Source organism: Micromonospora sp. CMU55-4, from assembly GCF_011602315.1.
Classification (GTDB): Bacteria; Actinomycetota; Actinomycetes; order Mycobacteriales; family Micromonosporaceae; genus Micromonospora; species Micromonospora chalcea.
Genome location: NZ_JAAOLH010000006.1, coordinates 102,186 through 121,434, shown reverse-complemented (window position 1 = coordinate 121,434; position 19,249 = coordinate 102,186). Strand labels below are relative to the sequence as shown.

Here is a 19,249-nt window from a genome sequence, read left to right as displayed (position 1 = left end):
CCCTCCGAACAAAAACCCGCGACCTTTTCACCTTTGCCGGTCAAGATGTTATGCGATCGGGCGGTCACGCTGGTCATATGACCACAACTGCCTCCCGCCGCCCTCAGAAGGTCACCTTCCGGGACAGGCTGCTGCGGCTGGCCGGAACGGTCACCACGCCGGTGCTGCCCGACGACTATCTCGACCTGATCGCGCCGCTGCGCGCCGGCGCCCCGCTGCGCGGCCGGATCGTCGCCGTCCGCCCGGAGACCCGGGACGCGGCCACGCTGGTGATCCAGCCCGGCCGCGCCTGGCAGGGCCACCTGCCCGGGCAGTACATCCGCCTCGGCGTCGACGTCGACGGCGTGCGCCAGTGGCGCGCGTACTCGGTCACCTCCGCGCCGGACGCCCCCGACGGCCGGATCAGCGTCACCGTGAAGGCCATCCCCGACGGCAAGGTCAGCAACCACCTCGTCCGCCGGCTCCGGCCCGGCACGCTGATCCACCTCGACCAGGCACAGGGCGACTTCGTGCTCCCGAGCGCGACGCCCGAGCGGGTCCTGTTCCTCACCGCCGGCAGCGGCATCACCCCGGTCATGGGGATGCTGCGCTCCGGGCTGGCCGACCGGGCCGACGTGGTGCTCGTGCACTCCGCGCCCACCCGCGACGACGTCATCTTCGGTACGGAACTGCGCGGGCTCGCCGACCGCGGCGCGCTGCGGCTGGTCGAGCGGCACACCGACACCGACGGCCTGCTCGACGTCGCCGAACTCGCCGCCCTGGTGCCCGACCACCTCGACCGCGAGGCGTGGGCCTGCGGCCCGATCGGCATGCTCGACGCGGTCGAGGGGTACTGGTCCTCGAACGGCCTCGTCGAACGGTTGCACACCGAGCGGTTCCGCCCGACGGTGATCACGCCGGGCGAGGGAGGCACGGTGACCTTCACCGGAGCAGGGGTGACCGTCGAGTCCGACGGCGCCACCACCCTGCTCGACGCGGGGGAGAACGCCGGAGTGCTGATGCCTTCCGGGTGCCGGATGGGCATCTGCTTCGGCTGCGTCGTACCGCTGCGCCAGGGCGCCGTCCGTGACCTGCGCAACGGCGACGTCACCACTGCCGTACCGGGGGACGGCGTGCTCGTCCAGACGTGCGTGTCGGCCGCCGCCGGTACCTGCGACATCGATCTCTGACAGGAGCCACCCACGTGACCGTCATCCAGAAGAAGGCCGTCAACCCGATCGCCCACCTGAGCGCCGAGGACATCGAGATCATCGGCAAGGAGTTGGACGCGATCCGGGACCGGGTCCTCGCCGACCGGGGGGAGCGGGACGCCCGCTACATCCGCAAGGTGGTCAAGACCCAGCGGACACTGGAGATGAGCAGTCGCGCGGTGCTGTTGTTCTCGCTGTTCCCGCCGGCCTGGATCGTCGGCACGGCCGGCCTCACGGTCGCCAAGATCCTGGAGAACATGGAGATCGGGCACAACGTCCTGCACGGCCAGTGGGACTGGATGCGCGACCCGAAGATCCACTCCACCACCTGGGAGTGGGACCACGTCTCCCCGGCCGACCAGTGGAAGCAGTCGCACAACGAGCTGCACCACCGCTACACCAACGTCGTCGGCAAGGACAACGACCTCGGCTACGGCATCATGCGCGTCGACGAGGACCAGCCGTGGCACCCGATGCACCTCGGCCAGCCGCTGTGGAACCTGATCAACGCCATGTTCTTCGAGTACGGCATCGCCGCGTACGACATGGAACTCGGCGACCACCTCAAGCAGCGCAAGCTCAAGGACCCGAAGTTCCGCGCCAAGGCCCGCGCCGTCGGCCGCAAGATCCGCCGCCAGGTGCTCAAGGACTACGTGGTGCACCCGCTGCTGTCCGGCCCCTCGTTCCTGACCACGCTCGCCGCCACGTTCACCGCGAACCTGCTCCGCAACGTGTGGAGCCACTCGGTGATCATGTGCGGGCACTTCCCGAACGGCGTGGAGACGTTCGAGAAGACCTCCATCGAGGGCGAGACGCGCGGCGAGTGGTACCTGCGCCAGATGCTCGGCTCGGCCAACATCAGCGGCAGCCGGCTGCTGCACATCATGACCGGCAACCTGTCGTACCAGATCGAGCACCACCTCTTCCCCGACCTGCCCAGCAACCGCTACCAGGAGATCGCGCCGCAGGTACGCGCGCTGTTCGACAGGTACGGCCTGCACTACACCACCGGCCCGCTGCCCAAGCAGGTCGCCTCCGCGTGGTGGAAGGTCATCCGCCTGTCGCTGCCCAACCGCAACGACAGCCGGCAGCCGGTCGCCCCGGCCCCGCTGGTCTCCTCCGGCACGGCCTGACCGCGACCGTTCGGTGCACGGCCGGTGAACTTCCACCGGCCGGTACCTGACCAGCCGCTGCACAGTCGGAATCCGACCAGCTCAGAGCGGTCTTCGCGGCCGTCCTGACAGCCCCGCGTCCCCGTACACTCGCGCCCGTCCGGGCGTACGGGTGAAGGGGTGGAACGCCGATGCGGCGCGTGGTCATGCTCGTCGACAACGCGGTCGAGGGTGACTCGCGGGTGCAGAAGGCGGCCCGCTCGGCCGCCGACGCCGGCTGGCACGTCACGCTGATCGGCTGCGCCCACGTCGACGCCGAACGCCGCTGGCGGCTCGGCGACGCCGAGGTACGCGTCCTGCCGCTCGCCGCCGTTGCCGCCTCGGGCCGTGACGCTGGTTCGTGCGACGGCTCCGGGCTGCGTGGCGTGTCCGGTCTGCGCGGTGTGTCCGGGCTGCGGGCTCGGCTGGTGGCCCGGGGCGGACTGCCGTTGCGCGCGGCGCGGCTGGCCCGCCGGCCCGTCGAGCACGCCGAGGTCCGTTTCTGGCGGGCCCGGCTGCGCGACGGGGCCTGGCGGCGGCTGGAGCCGGGCCTCTGGGACTACGAACGGGTCGCCGGACCGGTCGTCGACGACCTGCGCCCCGACCTGATCCACGCGCACGACTTCCGGATGCTCGGCGTCGCCGCCCGCGCCGTGGACCGCGCCCGCGCCGCCGGACGTGACGTCAAGCTGGTCTGGGACGCGCACGAGTGGCTGCCGGGCGCGCGGCCGCGTCGGGACAACGCCCGCTGGCTGCCCGCCCACCTCGGTTACGTCCGCGAGTACGTCGGTCACGCCGACGCGGTCGTCACCGTCTCCGACACGCTCGCCGACCTGCTGGTACGCGACCACGCCCTGCCCGAACGCCCGACCGTGATCCTCAACGCCCCGATCGCCGCCACCACGGAGACATCCGCTCCCGATCTGCGGAAGCGCTGCGGTCTGCCACCGGACACGCCGCTGCTGGTCTACAGCGGGGCGATGGCCGTGCAGCGCGGCGTGGACACGGTGGTCGAGGCGTTGCCGCTGCTGCCCGGCGCACACCTGGCGCTTGTCGTCGCCGACCCGGCCGCCGCCTACGTCCGCCAGGTCGTCGCCCGCGCGGCCCGGCACGGGGTGGGGGACCGGGTGCACGTGCTGCCGTACGTGCCGCACCGCCAGCTCGTCGCGTTCCTCGCCACCGCCGACATCGGGCTGATCCCGCTGCACCACTGGCCCAACCACGAGATCGCGCTGATCACCAAGTTCTTCGAGTACGCGCACGCGCGGCTGCCGATCGTGGTCAGCGACGTCCGCACCATGGCCGAGACGGTCCGGGCCACCGGGCAGGGCGAGGTGTTCCGCGCCCGCGACGCCGCCGACCTGGCCCATGCCGTGCGGGCGGTGCTCGCGGATCCGGCCCGTTACCGCGCCGCGTACGAGGGTGAGGACTCCCCGCTCCCGGGGTGGACGTGGGAGGCGCAGGCCGAACGCCTCGACGCCCTCTACCGCCGCCTGCTCACCCCCATCCGCTGACGCCCACCGCCCGCCACCCACCTCCCGCTTCCCGCCTCGCCCGGGTGGAACACCACGGGTGTCTCCGGCCCGTTTTGACACCCATGGCGTTCCACCCGCACCCCGGGGGCGGCATGGTCAACTCCAGCTCGGCGAAGTGGCGGCATCCGAGGGGCGCCGACCCCGCCATTTCGGGGGAGTGGTGTTGATCAGGGCGAGGGCGAGGGCGGGGCGCGGGAAAAGGGGTGGGCGGGACAGGGGCGGCCGGGCTAGCGTCGAGGTATGCAGAGCAGGCGCAGCCTTACCGCCGCGGCCGCGCGAGCTTCCCGCTCGCCGGTTGCCGCCGCCTGACCTGCCCCACACCCACGCCGGCGACCGGAAACGGTCCGCCGGCGTCGTCGTGTCGACGCCAACGCGCGCGGCGGGCCGTCCGGTCACCCGTACCCGGAAGGCACCCGCCATGACACCCGACGACATCACCCGGACGTTCCTCGACCACTACCACCGGCACGACCATCAGCGCGCGCCGGAGAGCTCACTCGTTCCGCCGCCCGGCGACCCGGTGCTGTTCACCACGTCCGGCATGCACCCGCTCACGCCGTACCTGCTGGGACGCCCGCACCCGGGCGGGCGGCGACTGGCGAACGTGCAGCGGTGCCTGCGCACCACGGACCTGGACGAGGTGGGCGACGACACCCACCTGACCGTGTTCCAGATGCTCGGCTCCTGGTCGCTCGGCGACTACGACATCGCGACCAGCCTGCGGTGGGGCTTCGACCTGCTCACCGACGGGTTCGGCATCCCGGTGGAGAGGCTGCACGCCACGGTCTTCGGCGGCGGCAACGGTGAAGGGCCGGACGACACCGCGCGGGACACCTGGACCGGGCTCGGTGTGCCGGTGGAGGCGCTGGGCGAGGACAACTGGTGGTCCAACGGCGCGACCGGCCCCTGCGGACCGGACTCGGAGATCTTCGTGTGGACCGGCGACGGCCCGCCCACCGGCACGCCCAGCAGCGACGCGCGGTGGGTGGAGGTGTGGAACCACGTGCAGATGCGCTACCACCGGCACCCCGACGGGCGGCTCACGCCGCTGCCGCACTCCAGCATCGACACCGGCATGGGCCTGGAACGGCTGGAGATGGTGCTGCGCGGCGACCGGTCCGTGTTCACCGGCGACGGGCTGCGCCGGTGGGTGGACGCGGTAGGGGACCGGTGGGACCTGCGCGACGAGGACCTGCGCGTGGTCGCCGACCACCTGCGGTCCGCGGTGGTCGTGCTCGGTGACGGGGTACGCCCCGGCAACACCGGCCGCGGGTACGTGCTGCGGCGGCTGCTGCGCCGCGCGCTCACCGTGCTGTGGCGCGACGACCCGGCGCGCAGCCTCGACGGGCTGCCGCCCGAGCTGTACGCGGACACGCTGCGCCGCTTCCGTCAGCCGGTCGACGTCGGCTCGCTGCACGCGACGCTGGTGGACGAGGAACGTCGCTTCCGCGGGCTGCTGCGACGCGGACGGCCGCTCGTGGACCGGGTACGGGAGCGCGGCCCGCTGACCGAGCGCGACTACCACTGGCTGCACGACACCCACGGGCTGCCCCGCGACCTGGTCGACGGCCTGCTCGCCGAGACGAGCTGAGCAGCGGCCGGGGGAGCGGGCCGGGCGGGCACCAGCCGGGGAGCAGCAGCCGGCTCAGCGGTGGCCGCCCGGCCGGGCCGGTGCCAGACTCGGAGGCGGACGCCACGCGAGGGAAGCGGACGCCGCCGTGAGGAGAGGGCTGCCGATGACCGAGGTACGGCCGGACGAGGAGACGGTGCCGCTGCTCGGCGCCGAGGTGCGCATCGCCGACGCGGCGGGGCTGCTCGCCGCCGCCGTCGACGGGCCGGTGGAGCTGCTGGTCGACGGCGACTTCCCGGCCCCGGTGCGGGAGGTGCTCTGCACCGTGCGCGCCGACACCGCGCACGGGCAGCCGGCGCACCGCTTCGAGGCGTACCTGCGGGTGGAGAGCACGCCGGCGGGCCTGCTCGCTCTCGGTCTGGCCGGGCCGGTCGGCGTGCTGCTCGCCGAGCGGCTGGCCGCCCGCGGCGGCGACGGCCCGGCCGCCGCGGTGGGCCGGATGGCCGCGGAGGCCGGACGGCGGATCTGGCCGCGACCGGTCGCCACGCTCGCCGCGCCGCCCGGCGACGAGGCCGGCCGGGAGGTGCTGCGCGTGGCCCGGGAAGCCGGGCTGCGGCCCCGCGTCGACCAGGACAACGGCACGGTACGCATCCACGCCGACGTACCAAGCGCCGACGTGGGTCCGGCGCACCTGACGGCGATGGTCGGCCTGCTGCTCCAGGCCGTACGCGAGTTGTCCGGCCACAGCGACGAGCCGACCGTGCTGCGCGGACGGACGTACGTCGTGGGGCGGCGACCGGTCGCGGTGGCCGGGCCGCGCAGCGCGGCGGTGACCCTCGACCAGGTCGGCGGCCTGCCCGACGTGGTCGCGCAGTTCCGCGAGGTGGCGGTGTCGTTCCGGCACCCGGCGGCGATGGCCCGCTGGGGCGCGCGCCGGCCGCAGGGCATCCTGATGTACGGGCCGCCCGGCACCGGCAAGACCATGCTGGCCCGGGCCCTCGCCAACGAGGTCGGCGCGGACTTCGTGGAGATCCGTACCCCGGAGATCCTGGACAAGTACCTCGGCGGTTCGGAACGCAACATCAAGCGCATCTTCCGGGAGGCGCGCCGCTACCGGCGGCCCACCGTGATGCTGTTCGACGAGTTCGACTCGATCATCAGCTACGCCGGCGCCGGCGGCGACGCGGCCAGCCAGGCCGTCAACGCCGTCGCGGGCATCTTCAAGCAGGAGATGAACACGCTGTTCGAGGAGAACCCCGACGTCATCGTGGTGGCCACCACCAACTTTCCGCACCGCGTCGACGCCTCGCTGATCCGCTCCGGCCGCTTCGACCTGAAGATCGCCATTCCGGCGCCGGACGAGACCGGACGCGCGGAGATCCTCACCAAGATGATCCGCGAGCTGATCGACAAGCACGAGCGGCCGGGATTTCGGATGTTCGCCGACGACCTCGACCCGGCCGCTCTCGCCGCCGACACGGCCGGGCTGACCGGCGCGGACCTTCGCGAGGCGCTGCGCCGGGTGCAACTCGCCAAGGCGCTCCGGGAAGCGGCGGAGGGTGCGCCGCCGGCTCCGATCGGTCAGGATGACGTGCGGGAGGCCGTCGCCGGGTTGCGCCGCGGCTGACCGGAAGGAGTCCACGTTGTCCTCGTCCGATCTGCTGCTGTCCCGCCGCGACCTCACGTTCCTGCTGCACGACTGGCTGGACGTGACCCGGCTGACCGAGCGACCCCGCTACGCCGAGCACACCAGGGAGACCGTCGACGCGGTGCTGGACCTCGCCGCCCAGGTGGCCGCCGAGCGCTTCGCCCCGCACAACCGGGCCGCCGACACCAGCGAGCCCACGTTCGACGGGCAGCGCGTACGGACGATCCCGCAGGTCAAGGCCGCGCTGGAGGCGTTCGCCGAGACCGGGCTGCTCGCCGCCACCATGGACGAGTCGGTCGGCGGCCTGCAACTGCCGCACACGGTGGCCGCCGCCGCGTTCGCCTGGTTCCAGGCCGCCAACGTGGGCACGTCGGCGTACCCGATGCTCACCCTCGGCAACGCCAACCTGCTGCTCGCCCACGGCAGCGCCGAGCAGATCGACACCTGGGTACGCCCCATGGTCGAGGGCCGGTTCTTCGGCACCATGTGCCTGTCCGAACCGCAGGCCGGCAGTTCCCTGACCGACCTCACCACGCGGGCCGAGCCGCAGGGCGACGGCACGTACCGGATCGTCGGCACCAAGATGTGGATCTCCGGCGGCGACCACGAGCTGGCCGAGAACATCGTCCACCTGGTGCTGGCCCGCATCCCCGGCGCGCCGGCCGGCGTGAAGGGCCTGTCGCTGTTCATCGTGCCGAAGGTGCTGCTCGACGACGACGGCAACCTCGGGCCGCGCAACGACGTGGTGCTGGTCGGCCTCAACCACAAGCTCGGCTACCGGGGCACCACCAACACGCTGCTCAACTTCGGCGAGGGCGTGCACCGGCCGTACGGGCGGGCCGGGGCGGTCGGCTACCTGGTGGGACAACCGCACCAGGGGCTCGCGGTCATGTTCCACATGATGAACGAGGCGCGCATCGGCATCGGGGCCGGCGCCACGGCGCTCGGCTACACCGCGTACCTGAAGTCCGTCGCGTACGCCCGGCAGCGCCCGCAGGGACGGCCGGTCGCCGACAAGGACCCGACCACGCCGCAGGTGCCCATCGTCGCCCACCCCGACGTACGCCGGATGCTGCTGGCCCAGAAGAGCTACGTCGAGGGCGCGCTCGCGCTGGTGCTCTACTGCGGACGGCTGCTCGACGAGCAGAAGACCGCGCCCGCCGAGGCCGACCGCGAACGGGCGCAACTGCTGCTGGACCTGCTCACCCCGATCACCAAGAGCTGGCCGGCGCAGTGGTGCCTGGCCGCCAACGACCTGGCCATCCAGGTGCACGGCGGGTACGGCTACACCCGCGACTACGACGTCGAGCAGCACTGGCGCGACAACCGGCTCAACGCCATCCACGAGGGCACCCACGGCATCCAGGCCCTCGACCTGCTCGGCCGCAAGGTCACCATGCGCGACGGCGCCGCGCTGGAACTCCTGCTGGAGACGATCCGCGGCACGATCAGCCGGGCGTGGAAGGCCGAGGGGTTCGCCTCCGAGCTGGCCGGACAGCTCGCCGCCGCGGTCGACCGGATCGCCGTGGTGACGCGGCGGTTGTGGGCACCGGGCGATCCGGAGCTGGCGCTGGCGAACGCCTCGGTGTACCTGGAGGCGGTCGGACACGTGGTGATCGCGTGGATGTGGCTGGAGCAGGTGCTCGCGGTGGAGGCGCTGGGGTCACCGGACGGGGCCGAGGGGGAGTTCCTGGCGGGGAAGAGGCAGGCGGCGCGGTACTTCTACAGATGGGAGCTGCCGAAGGTGGGGGCGCAGTTCGACCTGCTGGAGGGGTTGGACCGGACGACGCTGGACATGCGCGAGAGCTGGTTCTGAGGATACGGCTATTCGCGCCGGATTAAAGCGCATCTCACGTCCCAAGCGGCGATTCCAGATGCCGGTACGGCGCAGAGCGAAATTTGCGCAAGCATTTGTCTGACATCTGACACTGCCCACGCAGTTTGATCGCTACGGTTGCTAGCCTAGTTGACCAGTTCGACAAGACGCCCGCAACGGCAAGAAAGCTGGGAGATGTCGATCAATCAGCGAACCTTAGAGGCGTTCCTAGGCGGAAATCGCAACAAGCGCGACGTCGCGGCGGCCCTTACTGCTGGCGGTCTTTCCATTGAATATGTCAAGGAGACTACCAATCCCCGAGTCTGGGGATATTTTGCGAAGCTGTCGGATCAGCTGCAAGCGACCCTCGGCGAGACTAGAGAAGTGCTTGTGCTCGTCGCAGAGTATGATCTGCTGCAGGCCAGCGAAGTGGACAATGCAACCGACATCATTAAAGCGCATGGTGTAAGGCTCAGTCGTTCGGTCAGCATCATCATAACTGATGACCGGCGGACAGGTGACAAGGTAAAGGAGATAAGCGACGACAGCGGGACCCTCTTTGTTGGCTTCAGTCTTGACAGGATTCGAAAGTGCAAGCCACACGGCGACCAGGACTTTCGCGCGTTGCTGCAGGCCCAGGCATATGCCCGTGACCTCTATGACCTGCCTGGTGCGGTGACCAAGACCCAGGATTTCTTCGGCCGTCGGCGGCTGCTCGAGCGGTTGCGGCAAGAAATAACCTCAGGCGGTGGGCATCAGGGGATATTCGGCCTTCGCAAAATTGGCAAGACCTCGCTGGTAAATCGATTAGCCCAGCTGGTACGTGAAGACGGACGTTGCTTCGTTGCTCAGATCGACCTTCAGCGGGCGGCAGCAATCCGCCCGGACTCTGATTATGTGCTGTGGTCGATTGGGCAAGCGATTTACGATTCTCATCGTCATGTCCGCGACGTCCGAGGATTCCGCCTCTTCGGCCAATACGGCTTATTCTCTGATATTGATGATGCATCGTCGGTCTATGAGCTCTTCGATCATGACCTACGGTTGTTGCTCTCAAGCCGGCGGCGTAGGGTAGCGATTTTCCTCGACGAAATTGAGCGTATCCTCCCGCAGGGGGCGAGCGAGTCTTCCCAGAAGTCCTTCGTTCAGATATGGCGAATCTTGAGAGGGCTTGATCAGCAGTACCCTGGGCGACTTTCCTTCACGATCTCAGGCACTAACCCTAAATGTGTCGAAGATGCGAAGGTTGGTCCCGAGGACAATCCCGTTTATAACTACTTCACCCGCGAGTATTTGAAGCCGCTAGGGATCGAAGAAGCGTACGATCTTCTGACGACAATCGGTGGGCGAGTAGGCCTTGCATGGGAAACTCCTGCATTATCTGCGAGCTATGCGCAGACCGGCGGGCACCCCGCCCTTCTGCGGGCACTTGGCTCGGCTGCTCACAATAAGAACCTGAGCCGCCATCAGATCATAAAGATATTGGAGCGCGACGTCCGCAGCCTCTCCCAAGACCTCCTAATCGAGAGTTCTCCTCTGCTTGCGCAGCTTGTTTCGACGCTAAAAGACGAGTACAAAGACGAGTATTTTCTGCTGACGCTCCTTGCGGAGGGCAAGGTTCAGGAGTTCGCAGAGTGGGCGCGACTCGCTCCTGCTGACGTGGGCCACCTTGTTGGGTATGGGATTTGTCGCGATCCCCATACCACGCCCAGTTTATGCATTAGGCTTCTGCAGACTTACCTGCAACGGCAGCTTTCGGAGCCAGTCCGCCCGAGTTCTGCGCTTCCATACGGCCACCTTCTGAAGTCGGGGGATAAGGTCGGTGATTACACTGTTGCTCACGCTGTTGGCGCGCCGGGTGGCTTCGCAACCGTTTATAAGGCCCGAGATGATGGTGGGAAATTCGTTGCCCTCAAGGTGGTGCGCAACGGCAAGCTCAGCAGTGTTCAGCGAGAGCTCGATATTTTACAGTCTCTGAATCACCCCAATATCGTTCGCATCCTAGATGCAGGAGACATCCCGTCGGGGGATCCGTATCTAGTCATGGAGTATATAGAGGGGCCGACGCTGCGAAATTTCTGCGAGGCTTCGACTAGGCCGGATGAGCATATGCTTCTGAAATGGGCTGTGGCTTTGTTGGAGGCGCTAGAGCGTATGCACCCACGCCCGGCCGCAGTCGATGAAATCCGTAAGCGGCATGACGAGTTGGACGGTGACGTCGCGCAGGCGATCTTCGAAGCACAGCACGGAGTAGTTCATCGAGACATTAAGCCGGACAACGTTATACTAAGTAAGAGCAAGGGCCCCGTCCTGATTGATTTCAACATATCGGTGCGGGCTGGCTCTCCCGTCGAGACGGTGTCGGCTACTGCCCATTATCTGCCTCCTGGTTTCGTCCTTGGAAATTGGACACATGAGGTAGATCTGTACCAGCTCGGTGTGACTTTATTGCAGCTAGCCGCAGGTGCGGAGATTGGTCGGGCAACCTTGGCTGACCTGCGGCTGACCGCAGCGGGCAACTTGAGTGCAAGAGGGCTTCGACTGATAGATCGGCTTCTCTCATTCCAGCAGCCCGATGGCTATCGGATCACGAGCGAGGCGCTTCGTGACGCTAGGACCGCGCTGGGTGCAGTTGCACGCGCCACTTGATCCTGGGCGGTGCACTGCTGACCTAATGAGGATACGGCGAGTCCTCTTTCGATCTTCGAGCCCATTTTCAAATGAAGCTTCTTTGGATAAGGGTGCATACCCGTGCCCTTGCCCGAAGCGGCGGGGGTATCACGTTCTTGAAGGCTGTTTCTTAGTGGGGATTCGCCATTTTCACTATTTCGGCCAGCGAATGCTCGAATTCTCGATCCACCACCCGTTCAGGTAGTCCACGTCGGTCATGCCATCTTGATGTACACCCACAAATCTTGGGCTCATTCGTGCCACAGCCCAAAGGGCATTCGCAAGTTCGGCATACTCTTCGTCTGTAGCGTTCCCATTTAGCTCAACCGTAATTGTCCTCTTCTTGGGCATCGTCAGCCTTCCGTGTGTAGGGGAGTTATAGGCCGGTTGTCCCAGGTTTCGGGGTCGGTCGCGAGATCATGTTCGACGTGCCACATCATGGCCCTGGGTGGTGGAGCCACATCATGGGGGCGCCGTTGAGAGCGGCGTCAGCTAGGCGCTGGGCGGACGGTGTCTTGAGTGCCGCCTGCGAGCTGTCGATCCAGCGTTGAACGTCCGCGACTCCCTGATGCCGGTACTCGACCGCTTGGACGAGGCACTCCAACTTGTCAGCGTCCCGGGCCACGACCGCTTCCAGGGTTTCGCCGGCCTCGTACTCGGCGATGGCAGCGTTGATCAGATCGGCTACGGCGGGCGGGCAGTCGGCGACCTGGTCGGCGGTGACGGCGGTATTGGGCGCAGCGGTGAGGTAGCGCTTGGCGACGTGGGGGATGTCGGTGATCCGGGTTTCCTGCGTGTCGTGCAGGATGCACAACATCGAGACGCGAGCCGGGTCGGCGCCCTCCATGGCTGCGAGCATCATGCCGATGAGCGCCGTGCGGAACGAGTGCTCGGCGATCGACTCGGGGTGCTTCACACCGGCGAACCACCAACCGGTCCGGGCGGCGCGCTTGAGCACGCCGGCCTCGAAGATGAAGCTCATGGCTCCTGCATGAGGATCGTTGTCCACTGGAAGTGCCCTCTCACCCGCTGAGCTCGTCGACACCGCATCCCCCTCGCCAGTCGTCAGTCGATGGGGAGACGGTAGACGAGGTCATACCGGCCGCCTGGTAGCACGATGTGGGCCGTCTCCACCGGCGTACCGCCCGCGGTGTAGGTCCGCTCGATGGTGTGCACGAACGTGCGGGCCGGCAGGTTGAGCGCCTCGACCTCGTCGGCGGTCGCCGAGCGAAGGCTGACACGCTCCACAACCTCGTCGATCCGTACGCCGATGGTGTCCATGCGTGCAACGACGCCCTTGATCTCTCCGACCTCGGGCCACTCGATCGGAGTGCCCTCGGTGAGGGCAAGTGGCTCGTACGACACGGAGAGTTGTATCGGTTCGCCGTCGGCGAGGAAGCGGTACGACGTCCGCATCACCGGTGCGCCCGGCTCGATGCCGAGCCGGGCGGCAATTCGCTCATCGGCCCGCTCATGTCGGCTGTCGTGCTCCCAGGTGCCCTGCTGCCCGGCGCCGGCCGCGTCGCGCGCGAACGGGGAAGTCGGCCCGTCGTCGGAGCGAACGTCGCGGCCCCGGGCGTGACGAACCAGCCGGGTGGTGCCCCGGACGTATACGCCAGATCCGGCGCGACCCTCCACGATGCCCTCGCCCTTCAGCACGGCGATGGCCCACTTGGCGACGGTCCGGCTCACGTCGTACTGGCGCATCAGGCCGGATTCGGACGGCAACTTGGCTCCAGCGGGAAGTTCTCCGGACAGGATCGCGGCACGTAGGTCGGCGGCGATAGCCAAGTAGGCAGGCGGCATTGGCATGTCGGCGGCACCTCCGGTCAGCCCAACCAGTCGACCACAGAGCGTGGGGGAGCGGCAGGTAGGAACCCCTCGACGTCAATGCGAGAGCAGCGATCCACGTACACTGGCGCACGGGCATGCCGGCTCACCGGCCGGTGCCGAAGTCCCAGCCCTCGTCCTGGGAGGCAGGCGAGACATGGCCAGCAAGGCCGACACGATCGGTGCCCGGATTCGCTACTGGCGGATGCGTCGTGGCGGGATGAGCCAGGCCGTCCTCGCCGGGCTCGCCGGAGTCAGCCAGTCCTACATCTCCCAGGTCGAGTCCGGCCGTAAGACGATCGACAGGCGTTCCACCCTTGTCGCTGTCGCCGCCGCGTTGCAGGTCACGGTCGCGGATCTGCTCGGTCAGGGCACCGAGACGGGTGACCCGGCACGCGAGCGCGCGGCGGAGTGCGTGCCGGCGATCTGGTCGGCGCTGATCGAGATCGAGGACGGTGAGCGGCGGCCGTCGACGCGCAGCCGGGAAGAACTGGCGGCGGGCATCGCGCGCAGTGAGCAGCTTCGCCACCGCTCGAACTTCCCGGCCATGGCCCAGATGTTGCCCGGCCTGCTGCTGGAGGCGGCCGCGGCGGGCGGCCCCGCGCTGGCGCAGGTGGCGTACCAGGCGTCGGCCTGCCTGCGGCACCTCGGGTACCGCCACCTGGCGTTGAACGCGGCACGGGTGGCGGTGACGGCGGCCGAGGACGTGGAGGAGGCAGCGTGGCTGGGCGCGACCCGTTTCGCGTACGCGCAGAGCCTGCCGATCGAGTCGGCCCCACTGGCCGCGCGGGCGGCTGACCGGTCCCTCGCGGAGCTTCAGTCCGCTGCGTCCGACGAACGGGTCCGGCAGATGCTCGGCCAGTTGCACCTTTCCGCGGCGCTGGCCTCGACAGTCAGCGGGCGTCTCGACGCCGCCCGCGACCATCTGGCCGAGGCCGCCCGGGAAGCGGCGACCCTGGGTGACCCGGCTGACGGGATGGGGTTCAACGGCTGCGGGTTCGGGCCGACGAACGTGACGCTGTGGGAGATGTCCATCGCGGCCGAGTCCGGCGAGCCCGGCCGGGTGATCGAGCTGTCCCGCACGGTACGGCCGCAGGTGCTGGCGGCGTCGATCCGGCAGATGTCGTACTGGCTCGACCTCGGGCGGGCACTGGCCGATTCCGGTCGCCGGGACAACGAGGCGATCGCGGCGTTCGTGCGTGCGGAGCAGGCAGCGCCGGTGCCGTTCTCGCTCAACCCGCTCGCTCAGGACGCGGTCGTCGCGATGGCGCAGCGGGCCAAGCGGCGGGCCGTGCCGAACGAGCTGCGTCTGCTGGCCGGGCGTCTGGGCATCAGCCTGGCGGCATAACCAGCGGTAATTTCTCCATCACCATGCGGCCCTAGTGTCCGTTTTCGGGTGAGGAAACGCCTCATCCTGCCGGGCGCGACGCCGCACTCCCTTGTGAGGCGATCCGTCGCGCCGGAGCGGACGGAGGTGGTGATGGGCGGTCGGAACCGTTGGCGCCCCACGGGCCAGGAGACGCAGGAAGCCGAATGGGAGGCGGCGAAGCGGAGAGTCCTCGGGCTGGCTGAATCGGATCACGCGCAGACAGCGCCCGGTGAGTCGGCAGCGGCGCAAGCGCCGCATCGGGATGCCGACGTCGCACCCGCCAAGCCGCGCCTGCCGTACGAGGGCTACCTCCTCGCGGTCGCGTCGACGCTCGTACGCCGGCATCGCCCGGCCTGGTCGTGGCGGAAGTGGCGGTGGGTGTGCCGCTGTGGTGCGGACCTGCCGTGCCGGAACCGCCACCGCGTACCGATCAATCGCGGTCACTGGCCGCCGCAGGAGGACCAGTGAGGACTGCGGAACAGGCGATCCTGGCAGTGCATGTACGGGGTCTGGACGGCATGTGCGTGGGTTGTCGGCTGTGGTGGGCGCGGCTGACTCCGTACCCCTGCTGGCAGGTCGCGTGGGCGACCAGCCGGCAGGCGCGCGCGAGCGTCGCCCGCTTCCTGGGGGTGCGCGGGTGAGCACCCACGGGCCGGTGCTGCCGGTCTGGACGTGCGGCGGGTGCGGTGCGCCGTGGCCGTGCGCGACGCGGCGGCGGGAGCTGCTTGCGGAGTACGAGGGCGCGCCGGTGTCGCTGGCGGTGTACCTGGGGGCGCAGCTCGTGCGGGCGACGGCGGATCTGAGCTGGGCGCCGGCCGGGACGTTGCACCGGCGGTTCCTGGGGTGGCTACGGTGAGCGTGCTGCGGGCCGGCGACGAGAAGTTCCACTACAGCGACGGGTCGCACCGGTGGACGGCGCCGGATCCGGAGTACGACCAGGAGGTGTGGGAGGAGCAGGTCCGCCAGCACAAGCTGGGGCACCTGCGCAACGAGCGTCCGAGGGTACGCATCCGCCGGATCGGTTGACGGGTGCGAGACTGGGCCGGTGACTCACCCGCTCGCGCGCCGCGTCTACGACACCTGCCACCTCACCGGCCGGTTCCATCTCCGATCTGGGCAGGTCAGCGACGAGTACTTCGACAAGTACCTGTTCGAGGGGAAGCCGGAGCTGCTGCGCGAGGTCGCCGAGGCGATGGTGGCTCTGCTTCCGGAGTGCGACGTGTTGGCCGGGATGGAGATGGGCGGCATCCCGATCGCCACGGTGATGTCGCAGCTGACCGGGCTGCCCACGGTCTTCGTGCGCAAGCAGGCCAAGGAGTACGGGACCGCGAAACTGGCCGAGGGCGGTCGCGTGAGCGGTCTGCGGGTCGTGGTGGTCGAGGACGTCGTGACCACCGGAGGCGCGCTCCTGACCTCGTGCGGACAACTACGGTCCGTCGGTGCCCAGGTCGAGACGGTGGTCTGCGCCATCGACCGCGAGCAGGGTGGCCGGGAGAACCTGGCGGCCGAGGGGCTGCACCTCCGCGCCGCCCTCACCCGTCGTGATCTGGAGGCATCGCTGACGGCGTGAAGCTAGGGCTGCTCCGGGCCGCTGCTGGCGTTGTACGAGTTCTTGGCGGCGACCACTGCGGCCTGGATGTGCTCGGGGTCGACGCCGTGGACGTTGAGCGGCGGGTGCAGACGCCGGACGAGTTCGGCCTCGATGACCGTTGGCTCGGCATCCTCCGCCCAGGTCAGGCGCAGGTGCTCGTGCATCCACGCGGTCAGCCGTTTCTCGTCCTCGGGGATGAGGACGACGCGGTCGGTCCAAGTGGTCCGGAAGCCCTCGGACACGAGAAGACCGGCCAACGTGCGGCGCAGCGTCGAGCTGCCCGACCGTCGTAGATGGTTGCGCAGGATCCGGCCCCGCAGGCTGGTGGCCCGGCCCAGATAGAGCATCCGCCATGACGGATCGGTGTCGTTCGGCGGTCCGGGGAGGTCGGGGAGGACCGAAGGAGCAGCCCACCAGGCGTAGACGCCGCCACCACGGGCGAGCCGCTTGACGGCGACGTCGAGCGCGACCGGCGGGCCGGTCAGCAACCGCAGGGCCTCGTCGACCCGCTCTTCGTCGGTCGGGACGTCGGCGGGTCGCCGTTCGGGGAAGGTCACCGGGACCATCCTAGGCGCTCGACCGGTCGAGATCGGGTGGGGATGCGCTCCGCACCTGGACACCGGCAGGGTGATCAGCAGGCGACTTTCATGACCTGCTCAGCTGGCGGTGCCGAGGGACCGAGCGCCCGCCCGATCTGCGGCACAGGAGTGCGCTGCCGGCCTGTGCGTGCGAGCGCGACGGTGCGCTGCGTCACGCAGCCGATGCTAGGTTCGCCCGCATGACGGTGCAGATCACGGCCGGGGAGTTCCACGCGGCCGACGGTGTCGAGGACTGGCGCTGCCTCTACCACGTGGTCTCGGCGTATTTCCGCACCGGCTCGCTAACCAAGGGCATAGCGTTCGTCGATGAGATCGGCCGGCTCGCCGGTGGCGCGGAGCAGCAGTACGTCAACGTCGATCTGCGTCATGTCGGCGTCACGGTGTCCCTGTTGTCGCGCGACGTCGCGCTGGCCCGGCGGATCTCGGCTGCCGCCAGGGATCTGGACATCCCCGCCGACCCGACCGCCGTGCAGCTCGTCAACGTCACTCTCGACGCGCTGGTCGGCGCGGACGTGCTGCCGTTCTGGCGGGCGCTGCTGGGTTACCGCCAGATCGACGACGACTATCTGGCCGACCCGGCGCGTCGGGGTCCGGGCTTCGGGCTGCAGCCGATGGACGCCGGGCGCCCACAACGCAACCGCATGCACCTCGATGTCGCCGTCCCACATGATCAGGCCGAGGCCCGAATCGCCGCCGCGTTGGCTGCGGGTGGCCGGCTGGTCTCCGATGCGCACGCACCGAAGTGGTGGGTCTTGGCGGACATCGAGGGCAATGAAGCGTGCGTCGCCACCTGGGTCGGCCGATAGTGGTGGCCCTCTCGAAGGCTGGACCATCGGCCACACTGACGGCATGACGACGGTCGTGCCGATGAGCCCCGCCCATCCGGCGTTCGATCAGGTAGCTGCTCTGTTCGACGACTACCGGGTGCACTACGGCCAACCGTCGGCCCCGGAGACAACCCGCTCCTGGCTGCAGGACCAGATCGCACAACACCGGATCTCCGCCGCTGCCGCCATCCGAGCTGATCACGTCCGCGGCTTCATCACGGTCACGGTCACGCCGGCATCGCTCAGGCTGGGCACCTCGTGGTCGATCCGCGACCTCTACGTGGCCCCGCACCATCGCCGTAGCGGCATCGCGAAGGCCCTGCTCCAGCACGTCATCCGCAACGCCCTTGCCGCCGGCGCGCATCGCGTGTCGCTCCAAACCGAGACCGACAACATCCCCGCCCTGGCGCTCTACACCGAGATCGGCTTCAAGCCCGTCACCGGCCTGGAACTACTCAACCTCACCTTCGACCCCACCCTCCAAGATCCGGGAGACAGGGCCTAGACGTCGCGCCGTGGCCTTGCGCGACGCGGCGGCGGGAGCTGCTTGCGGAGTACGAGGGTGCGCCGGCCCTTTCCGCCTGGTAGAGGGTCGGTGGTGCGTGGGAAGCTCCCGTCATGCGTATCGCCGAGCACATTGCCGCGCTGGATGAGGAAGGCGCCCGACTGGCAGAGGCGGCGGACCGGGCGGGTCTGGACGCACCCGTGCCGACCTGCCCTGGCTGGCAGGTCCGTGATCTGCTGCGCCATGTCAGTGGTGTCCATCGCTGGGCCACGGGCCACGTCATCACGGGGCGCCGTCAGCCTTACTCCACTCGCGAAGAGGCGGAGTTCTTCGCCGCAGTCGAGGACGACGAGCTGCTGGACTGGTTTCGGGAGGGCCACCGCGCACTCGTGGACACGCTGGCAGCGGCCGACGAGAGCGTTGAATGCTGGACGTTTCTGCCCGCGCCCTCGCCGTTGGCGTTCTGGGCACGTCGCCAGGCTCACGAAACCGCGGTACACCGTGCCGATGCCGAGTCGGCTGTCTCAACGGTTCCCTCCTGGGCCCCCTCCTTCGCCGCTGACGGCATCGACGAACTGCTCAATGGCTTCTTCGGGCGGCCCGGTGGGCTTCTGGTGGCCGATCCACCCGTCAGCATGGCTCTTGTGCCGACTGATATCGACGCGGGATGGACGCTCTCCATCGAGCCGGCCGGGCGCCGCCTGGTAGCCGGTGAGATGCCGGCCCAGTTGACCGTCGTGGGACCTGCGTCCGAGCTCTACCTCCTGCTGTGGAACCGGAGTGGGACTGAGCGCCTCGAACTACGCGGGGACGCGGCCGTCTTGGATCTCTGGCGGGCAAAGGCCACGATCACCTGGAAGTGACGCCGTCATCCCGGCGAGGTCAGCCCGGTGCCGCCCACCGTGGTCCCATCCGCTCGTCGACAGACCCGGACGGGTGAGACAGGCG

At 68.9% G+C, this 19,249-nt stretch carries 17 protein-coding genes and 1 pseudogene; 15 read left to right on the top strand and 3 right to left on the bottom strand.

Annotation, left to right across the window (positions count from 1 at the left end):
- Positions 1 to 77: 77 nt before the first annotated feature.
- The 7 genes from HA073_RS13130 (at position 78) to HA073_RS13100 (ending at position 11,559) form a co-directional block, all read left to right on the top strand.
- Positions 78 to 1,169 carry a ferredoxin reductase gene (locus HA073_RS13130; RefSeq protein WP_166456498.1) on the top strand — a complete coding sequence of 364 codons (1,092 nt, stop codon included), beginning with the start codon at positions 78 to 80 and terminating at the stop codon, positions 1,167 to 1,169.
- A 14-nt stretch (positions 1,170 to 1,183) separates the two neighbouring features.
- Complete coding sequence (locus HA073_RS13125) at positions 1,184 to 2,323, top strand: acyl-CoA desaturase (RefSeq protein ID WP_043324718.1); 1,140 nt, start codon at positions 1,184 to 1,186, stop codon at positions 2,321 to 2,323.
- 185 nt (positions 2,324 to 2,508) lie between these two features.
- Positions 2,509 to 3,855 (top strand): glycosyltransferase family 4 protein, encoded by a 1,347-nt coding sequence (locus tag HA073_RS13120; RefSeq protein ID WP_240925739.1) that lies wholly within the window; start codon positions 2,509 to 2,511, stop codon positions 3,853 to 3,855.
- A 439-nt stretch (positions 3,856 to 4,294) separates the two neighbouring features.
- Positions 4,295 to 5,467, top strand: a complete 1,173-nt coding sequence (locus tag HA073_RS13115; protein WP_166456496.1) for an alanine--tRNA ligase-related protein — start codon at positions 4,295 to 4,297, stop codon at positions 5,465 to 5,467.
- 145 nt (positions 5,468 to 5,612) lie between these two features.
- Entirely contained in the window at positions 5,613 to 7,073 is a 1,461-nt protein-coding gene (locus HA073_RS13110) for a 26S protease regulatory subunit (RefSeq protein WP_166456495.1), read from the top strand.
- A 16-nt stretch (positions 7,074 to 7,089) separates the two neighbouring features.
- Positions 7,090 to 8,910 (top strand): acyl-CoA dehydrogenase, encoded by a 1,821-nt coding sequence (locus HA073_RS13105; RefSeq protein ID WP_166456494.1) that lies wholly within the window; start codon positions 7,090 to 7,092, stop codon positions 8,908 to 8,910.
- Positions 8,911 to 9,105: 195 nt separating this feature from the next.
- Positions 9,106 to 11,559 carry a serine/threonine-protein kinase gene (locus HA073_RS13100; RefSeq protein WP_166456493.1) on the top strand — a complete coding sequence of 818 codons (2,454 nt, stop codon included), beginning with the start codon at positions 9,106 to 9,108 and terminating at the stop codon, positions 11,557 to 11,559.
- A gap of 457 nt (positions 11,560 to 12,016) precedes the next feature.
- Here the strand turns inward: HA073_RS13100 and HA073_RS13095 are convergent, their stop codons facing one another.
- Positions 12,017 to 12,562 carry an HD family hydrolase gene (locus tag HA073_RS13095; protein WP_166456492.1) on the bottom strand — a complete coding sequence of 182 codons (546 nt, stop codon included), beginning with the start codon at positions 12,560 to 12,562 and terminating at the stop codon, positions 12,017 to 12,019.
- A gap of 83 nt (positions 12,563 to 12,645) precedes the next feature.
- Positions 12,646 to 13,386, bottom strand: coding sequence for a GntR family transcriptional regulator (locus tag HA073_RS13090; protein WP_240925738.1), 741 nt, complete (start codon positions 13,384 to 13,386; stop codon positions 12,646 to 12,648).
- A 181-nt stretch (positions 13,387 to 13,567) separates the two neighbouring features.
- Here HA073_RS13090 and HA073_RS13085 point away from each other — a divergent pair, with 181 nt between their 5' ends.
- The 5 genes and pseudogenes from HA073_RS13085 (at position 13,568) to pyrE (ending at position 16,349) form a co-directional block, all read left to right on the top strand.
- Complete coding sequence (locus tag HA073_RS13085) at positions 13,568 to 14,758, top strand: helix-turn-helix domain-containing protein (RefSeq protein WP_166456490.1); 1,191 nt, start codon at positions 13,568 to 13,570, stop codon at positions 14,756 to 14,758.
- A gap of 281 nt (positions 14,759 to 15,039) precedes the next feature.
- A pseudogene (locus HA073_RS31125) lies at positions 15,040 to 15,420 on the top strand (hypothetical protein); the annotation flags it as partial.
- A complete protein-coding gene (locus HA073_RS13080; protein ID WP_013477111.1) occupies positions 15,417 to 15,635 on the top strand; it encodes a hypothetical protein in 219 nt (72 codons plus the stop codon). The pseudogene HA073_RS31125 and the gene HA073_RS13080, both read left to right, overlap by 4 nt.
- The gene (locus tag HA073_RS13075; RefSeq protein ID WP_166456489.1) at positions 15,632 to 15,805 is read left to right on the top strand and encodes a hypothetical protein; all 174 of its coding nucleotides are present in this window, start codon (positions 15,632 to 15,634) and stop codon (positions 15,803 to 15,805) included. The genes HA073_RS13080 and HA073_RS13075 overlap by 4 nt, the downstream gene beginning before the upstream one ends.
- A 19-nt stretch (positions 15,806 to 15,824) precedes the next feature.
- Positions 15,825 to 16,349: an orotate phosphoribosyltransferase gene (gene pyrE / locus HA073_RS13070; protein WP_064446238.1), complete on the top strand. Its 525-nt coding sequence runs from the start codon at positions 15,825 to 15,827 to the stop codon at positions 16,347 to 16,349.
- 2 nt (positions 16,350 to 16,351) lie between these two features.
- Here pyrE and HA073_RS13065 read toward each other — a convergent pair whose 3' ends face one another.
- Positions 16,352 to 16,936 (bottom strand): GIY-YIG nuclease family protein, encoded by a 585-nt coding sequence (locus HA073_RS13065; RefSeq protein WP_064446237.1) that lies wholly within the window; start codon positions 16,934 to 16,936, stop codon positions 16,352 to 16,354.
- Between the two features lie 212 nt (positions 16,937 to 17,148).
- On the opposite strand from HA073_RS13065, the gene HA073_RS13060 reads away from it, so the two are divergent.
- From HA073_RS13060 to HA073_RS13050, 3 genes are all read left to right on the top strand, one after another.
- Positions 17,149 to 17,775: a VOC family protein gene (locus HA073_RS13060; RefSeq protein WP_166456488.1), complete on the top strand. Its 627-nt coding sequence runs from the start codon at positions 17,149 to 17,151 to the stop codon at positions 17,773 to 17,775.
- Between the two features lie 43 nt (positions 17,776 to 17,818).
- Positions 17,819 to 18,301, top strand: a complete 483-nt coding sequence (locus HA073_RS13055) for an N-acetyltransferase (protein WP_166456487.1) — start codon at positions 17,819 to 17,821, stop codon at positions 18,299 to 18,301.
- 113 nt (positions 18,302 to 18,414) lie between these two features.
- Positions 18,415 to 19,164: a maleylpyruvate isomerase family mycothiol-dependent enzyme gene (locus HA073_RS13050; protein WP_166456486.1), complete on the top strand. Its 750-nt coding sequence runs from the start codon at positions 18,415 to 18,417 to the stop codon at positions 19,162 to 19,164.
- The last annotated feature ends 85 nt before the right edge of the window (positions 19,165 to 19,249 follow it).

Bases quoted from the DNA above. Each gene is read 5' to 3' on its own strand.
- HA073_RS13065 (WP_064446237.1), bottom strand. From the start codon at position 16,936: ATGGTCCCGGTGACCTTCCCCGAACGGCGACCCGCCGACGTCCCGACC.
- HA073_RS13130 (WP_166456498.1), top strand. From the start codon at position 78: ATGACCACAACTGCCTCCCGCCGCCCTCAGAAGGTCACCTTCCGGGAC.
- HA073_RS13085 (WP_166456490.1), top strand. From the start codon at position 13,568: ATGGCCAGCAAGGCCGACACGATCGGTGCCCGGATTCGCTACTGGCGG.
- HA073_RS13060 (WP_166456488.1), top strand. From the start codon at position 17,149: ATGACGGTGCAGATCACGGCCGGGGAGTTCCACGCGGCCGACGGTGTC.
- HA073_RS13050 (WP_166456486.1), top strand. From the start codon at position 18,415: ATGCGTATCGCCGAGCACATTGCCGCGCTGGATGAGGAAGGCGCCCGA.
- HA073_RS13120 (WP_240925739.1), top strand. From the start codon at position 2,509: ATGCTCGTCGACAACGCGGTCGAGGGTGACTCGCGGGTGCAGAAGGCG.
- HA073_RS13055 (WP_166456487.1), top strand. From the start codon at position 17,819: ATGACGACGGTCGTGCCGATGAGCCCCGCCCATCCGGCGTTCGATCAG.
- HA073_RS13110 (WP_166456495.1), top strand. From the start codon at position 5,613: ATGACCGAGGTACGGCCGGACGAGGAGACGGTGCCGCTGCTCGGCGCC.
- HA073_RS13095 (WP_166456492.1), bottom strand. From the start codon at position 12,562: ATGAGCTTCATCTTCGAGGCCGGCGTGCTCAAGCGCGCCGCCCGGACC.
- HA073_RS13100 (WP_166456493.1), top strand. From the start codon at position 9,106: ATGTCGATCAATCAGCGAACCTTAGAGGCGTTCCTAGGCGGAAATCGC.
- HA073_RS13090 (WP_240925738.1), bottom strand. From the start codon at position 13,386: ATGCCGCCTGCCTACTTGGCTATCGCCGCCGACCTACGTGCCGCGATC.
- HA073_RS13115 (WP_166456496.1), top strand. From the start codon at position 4,295: ATGACACCCGACGACATCACCCGGACGTTCCTCGACCACTACCACCGG.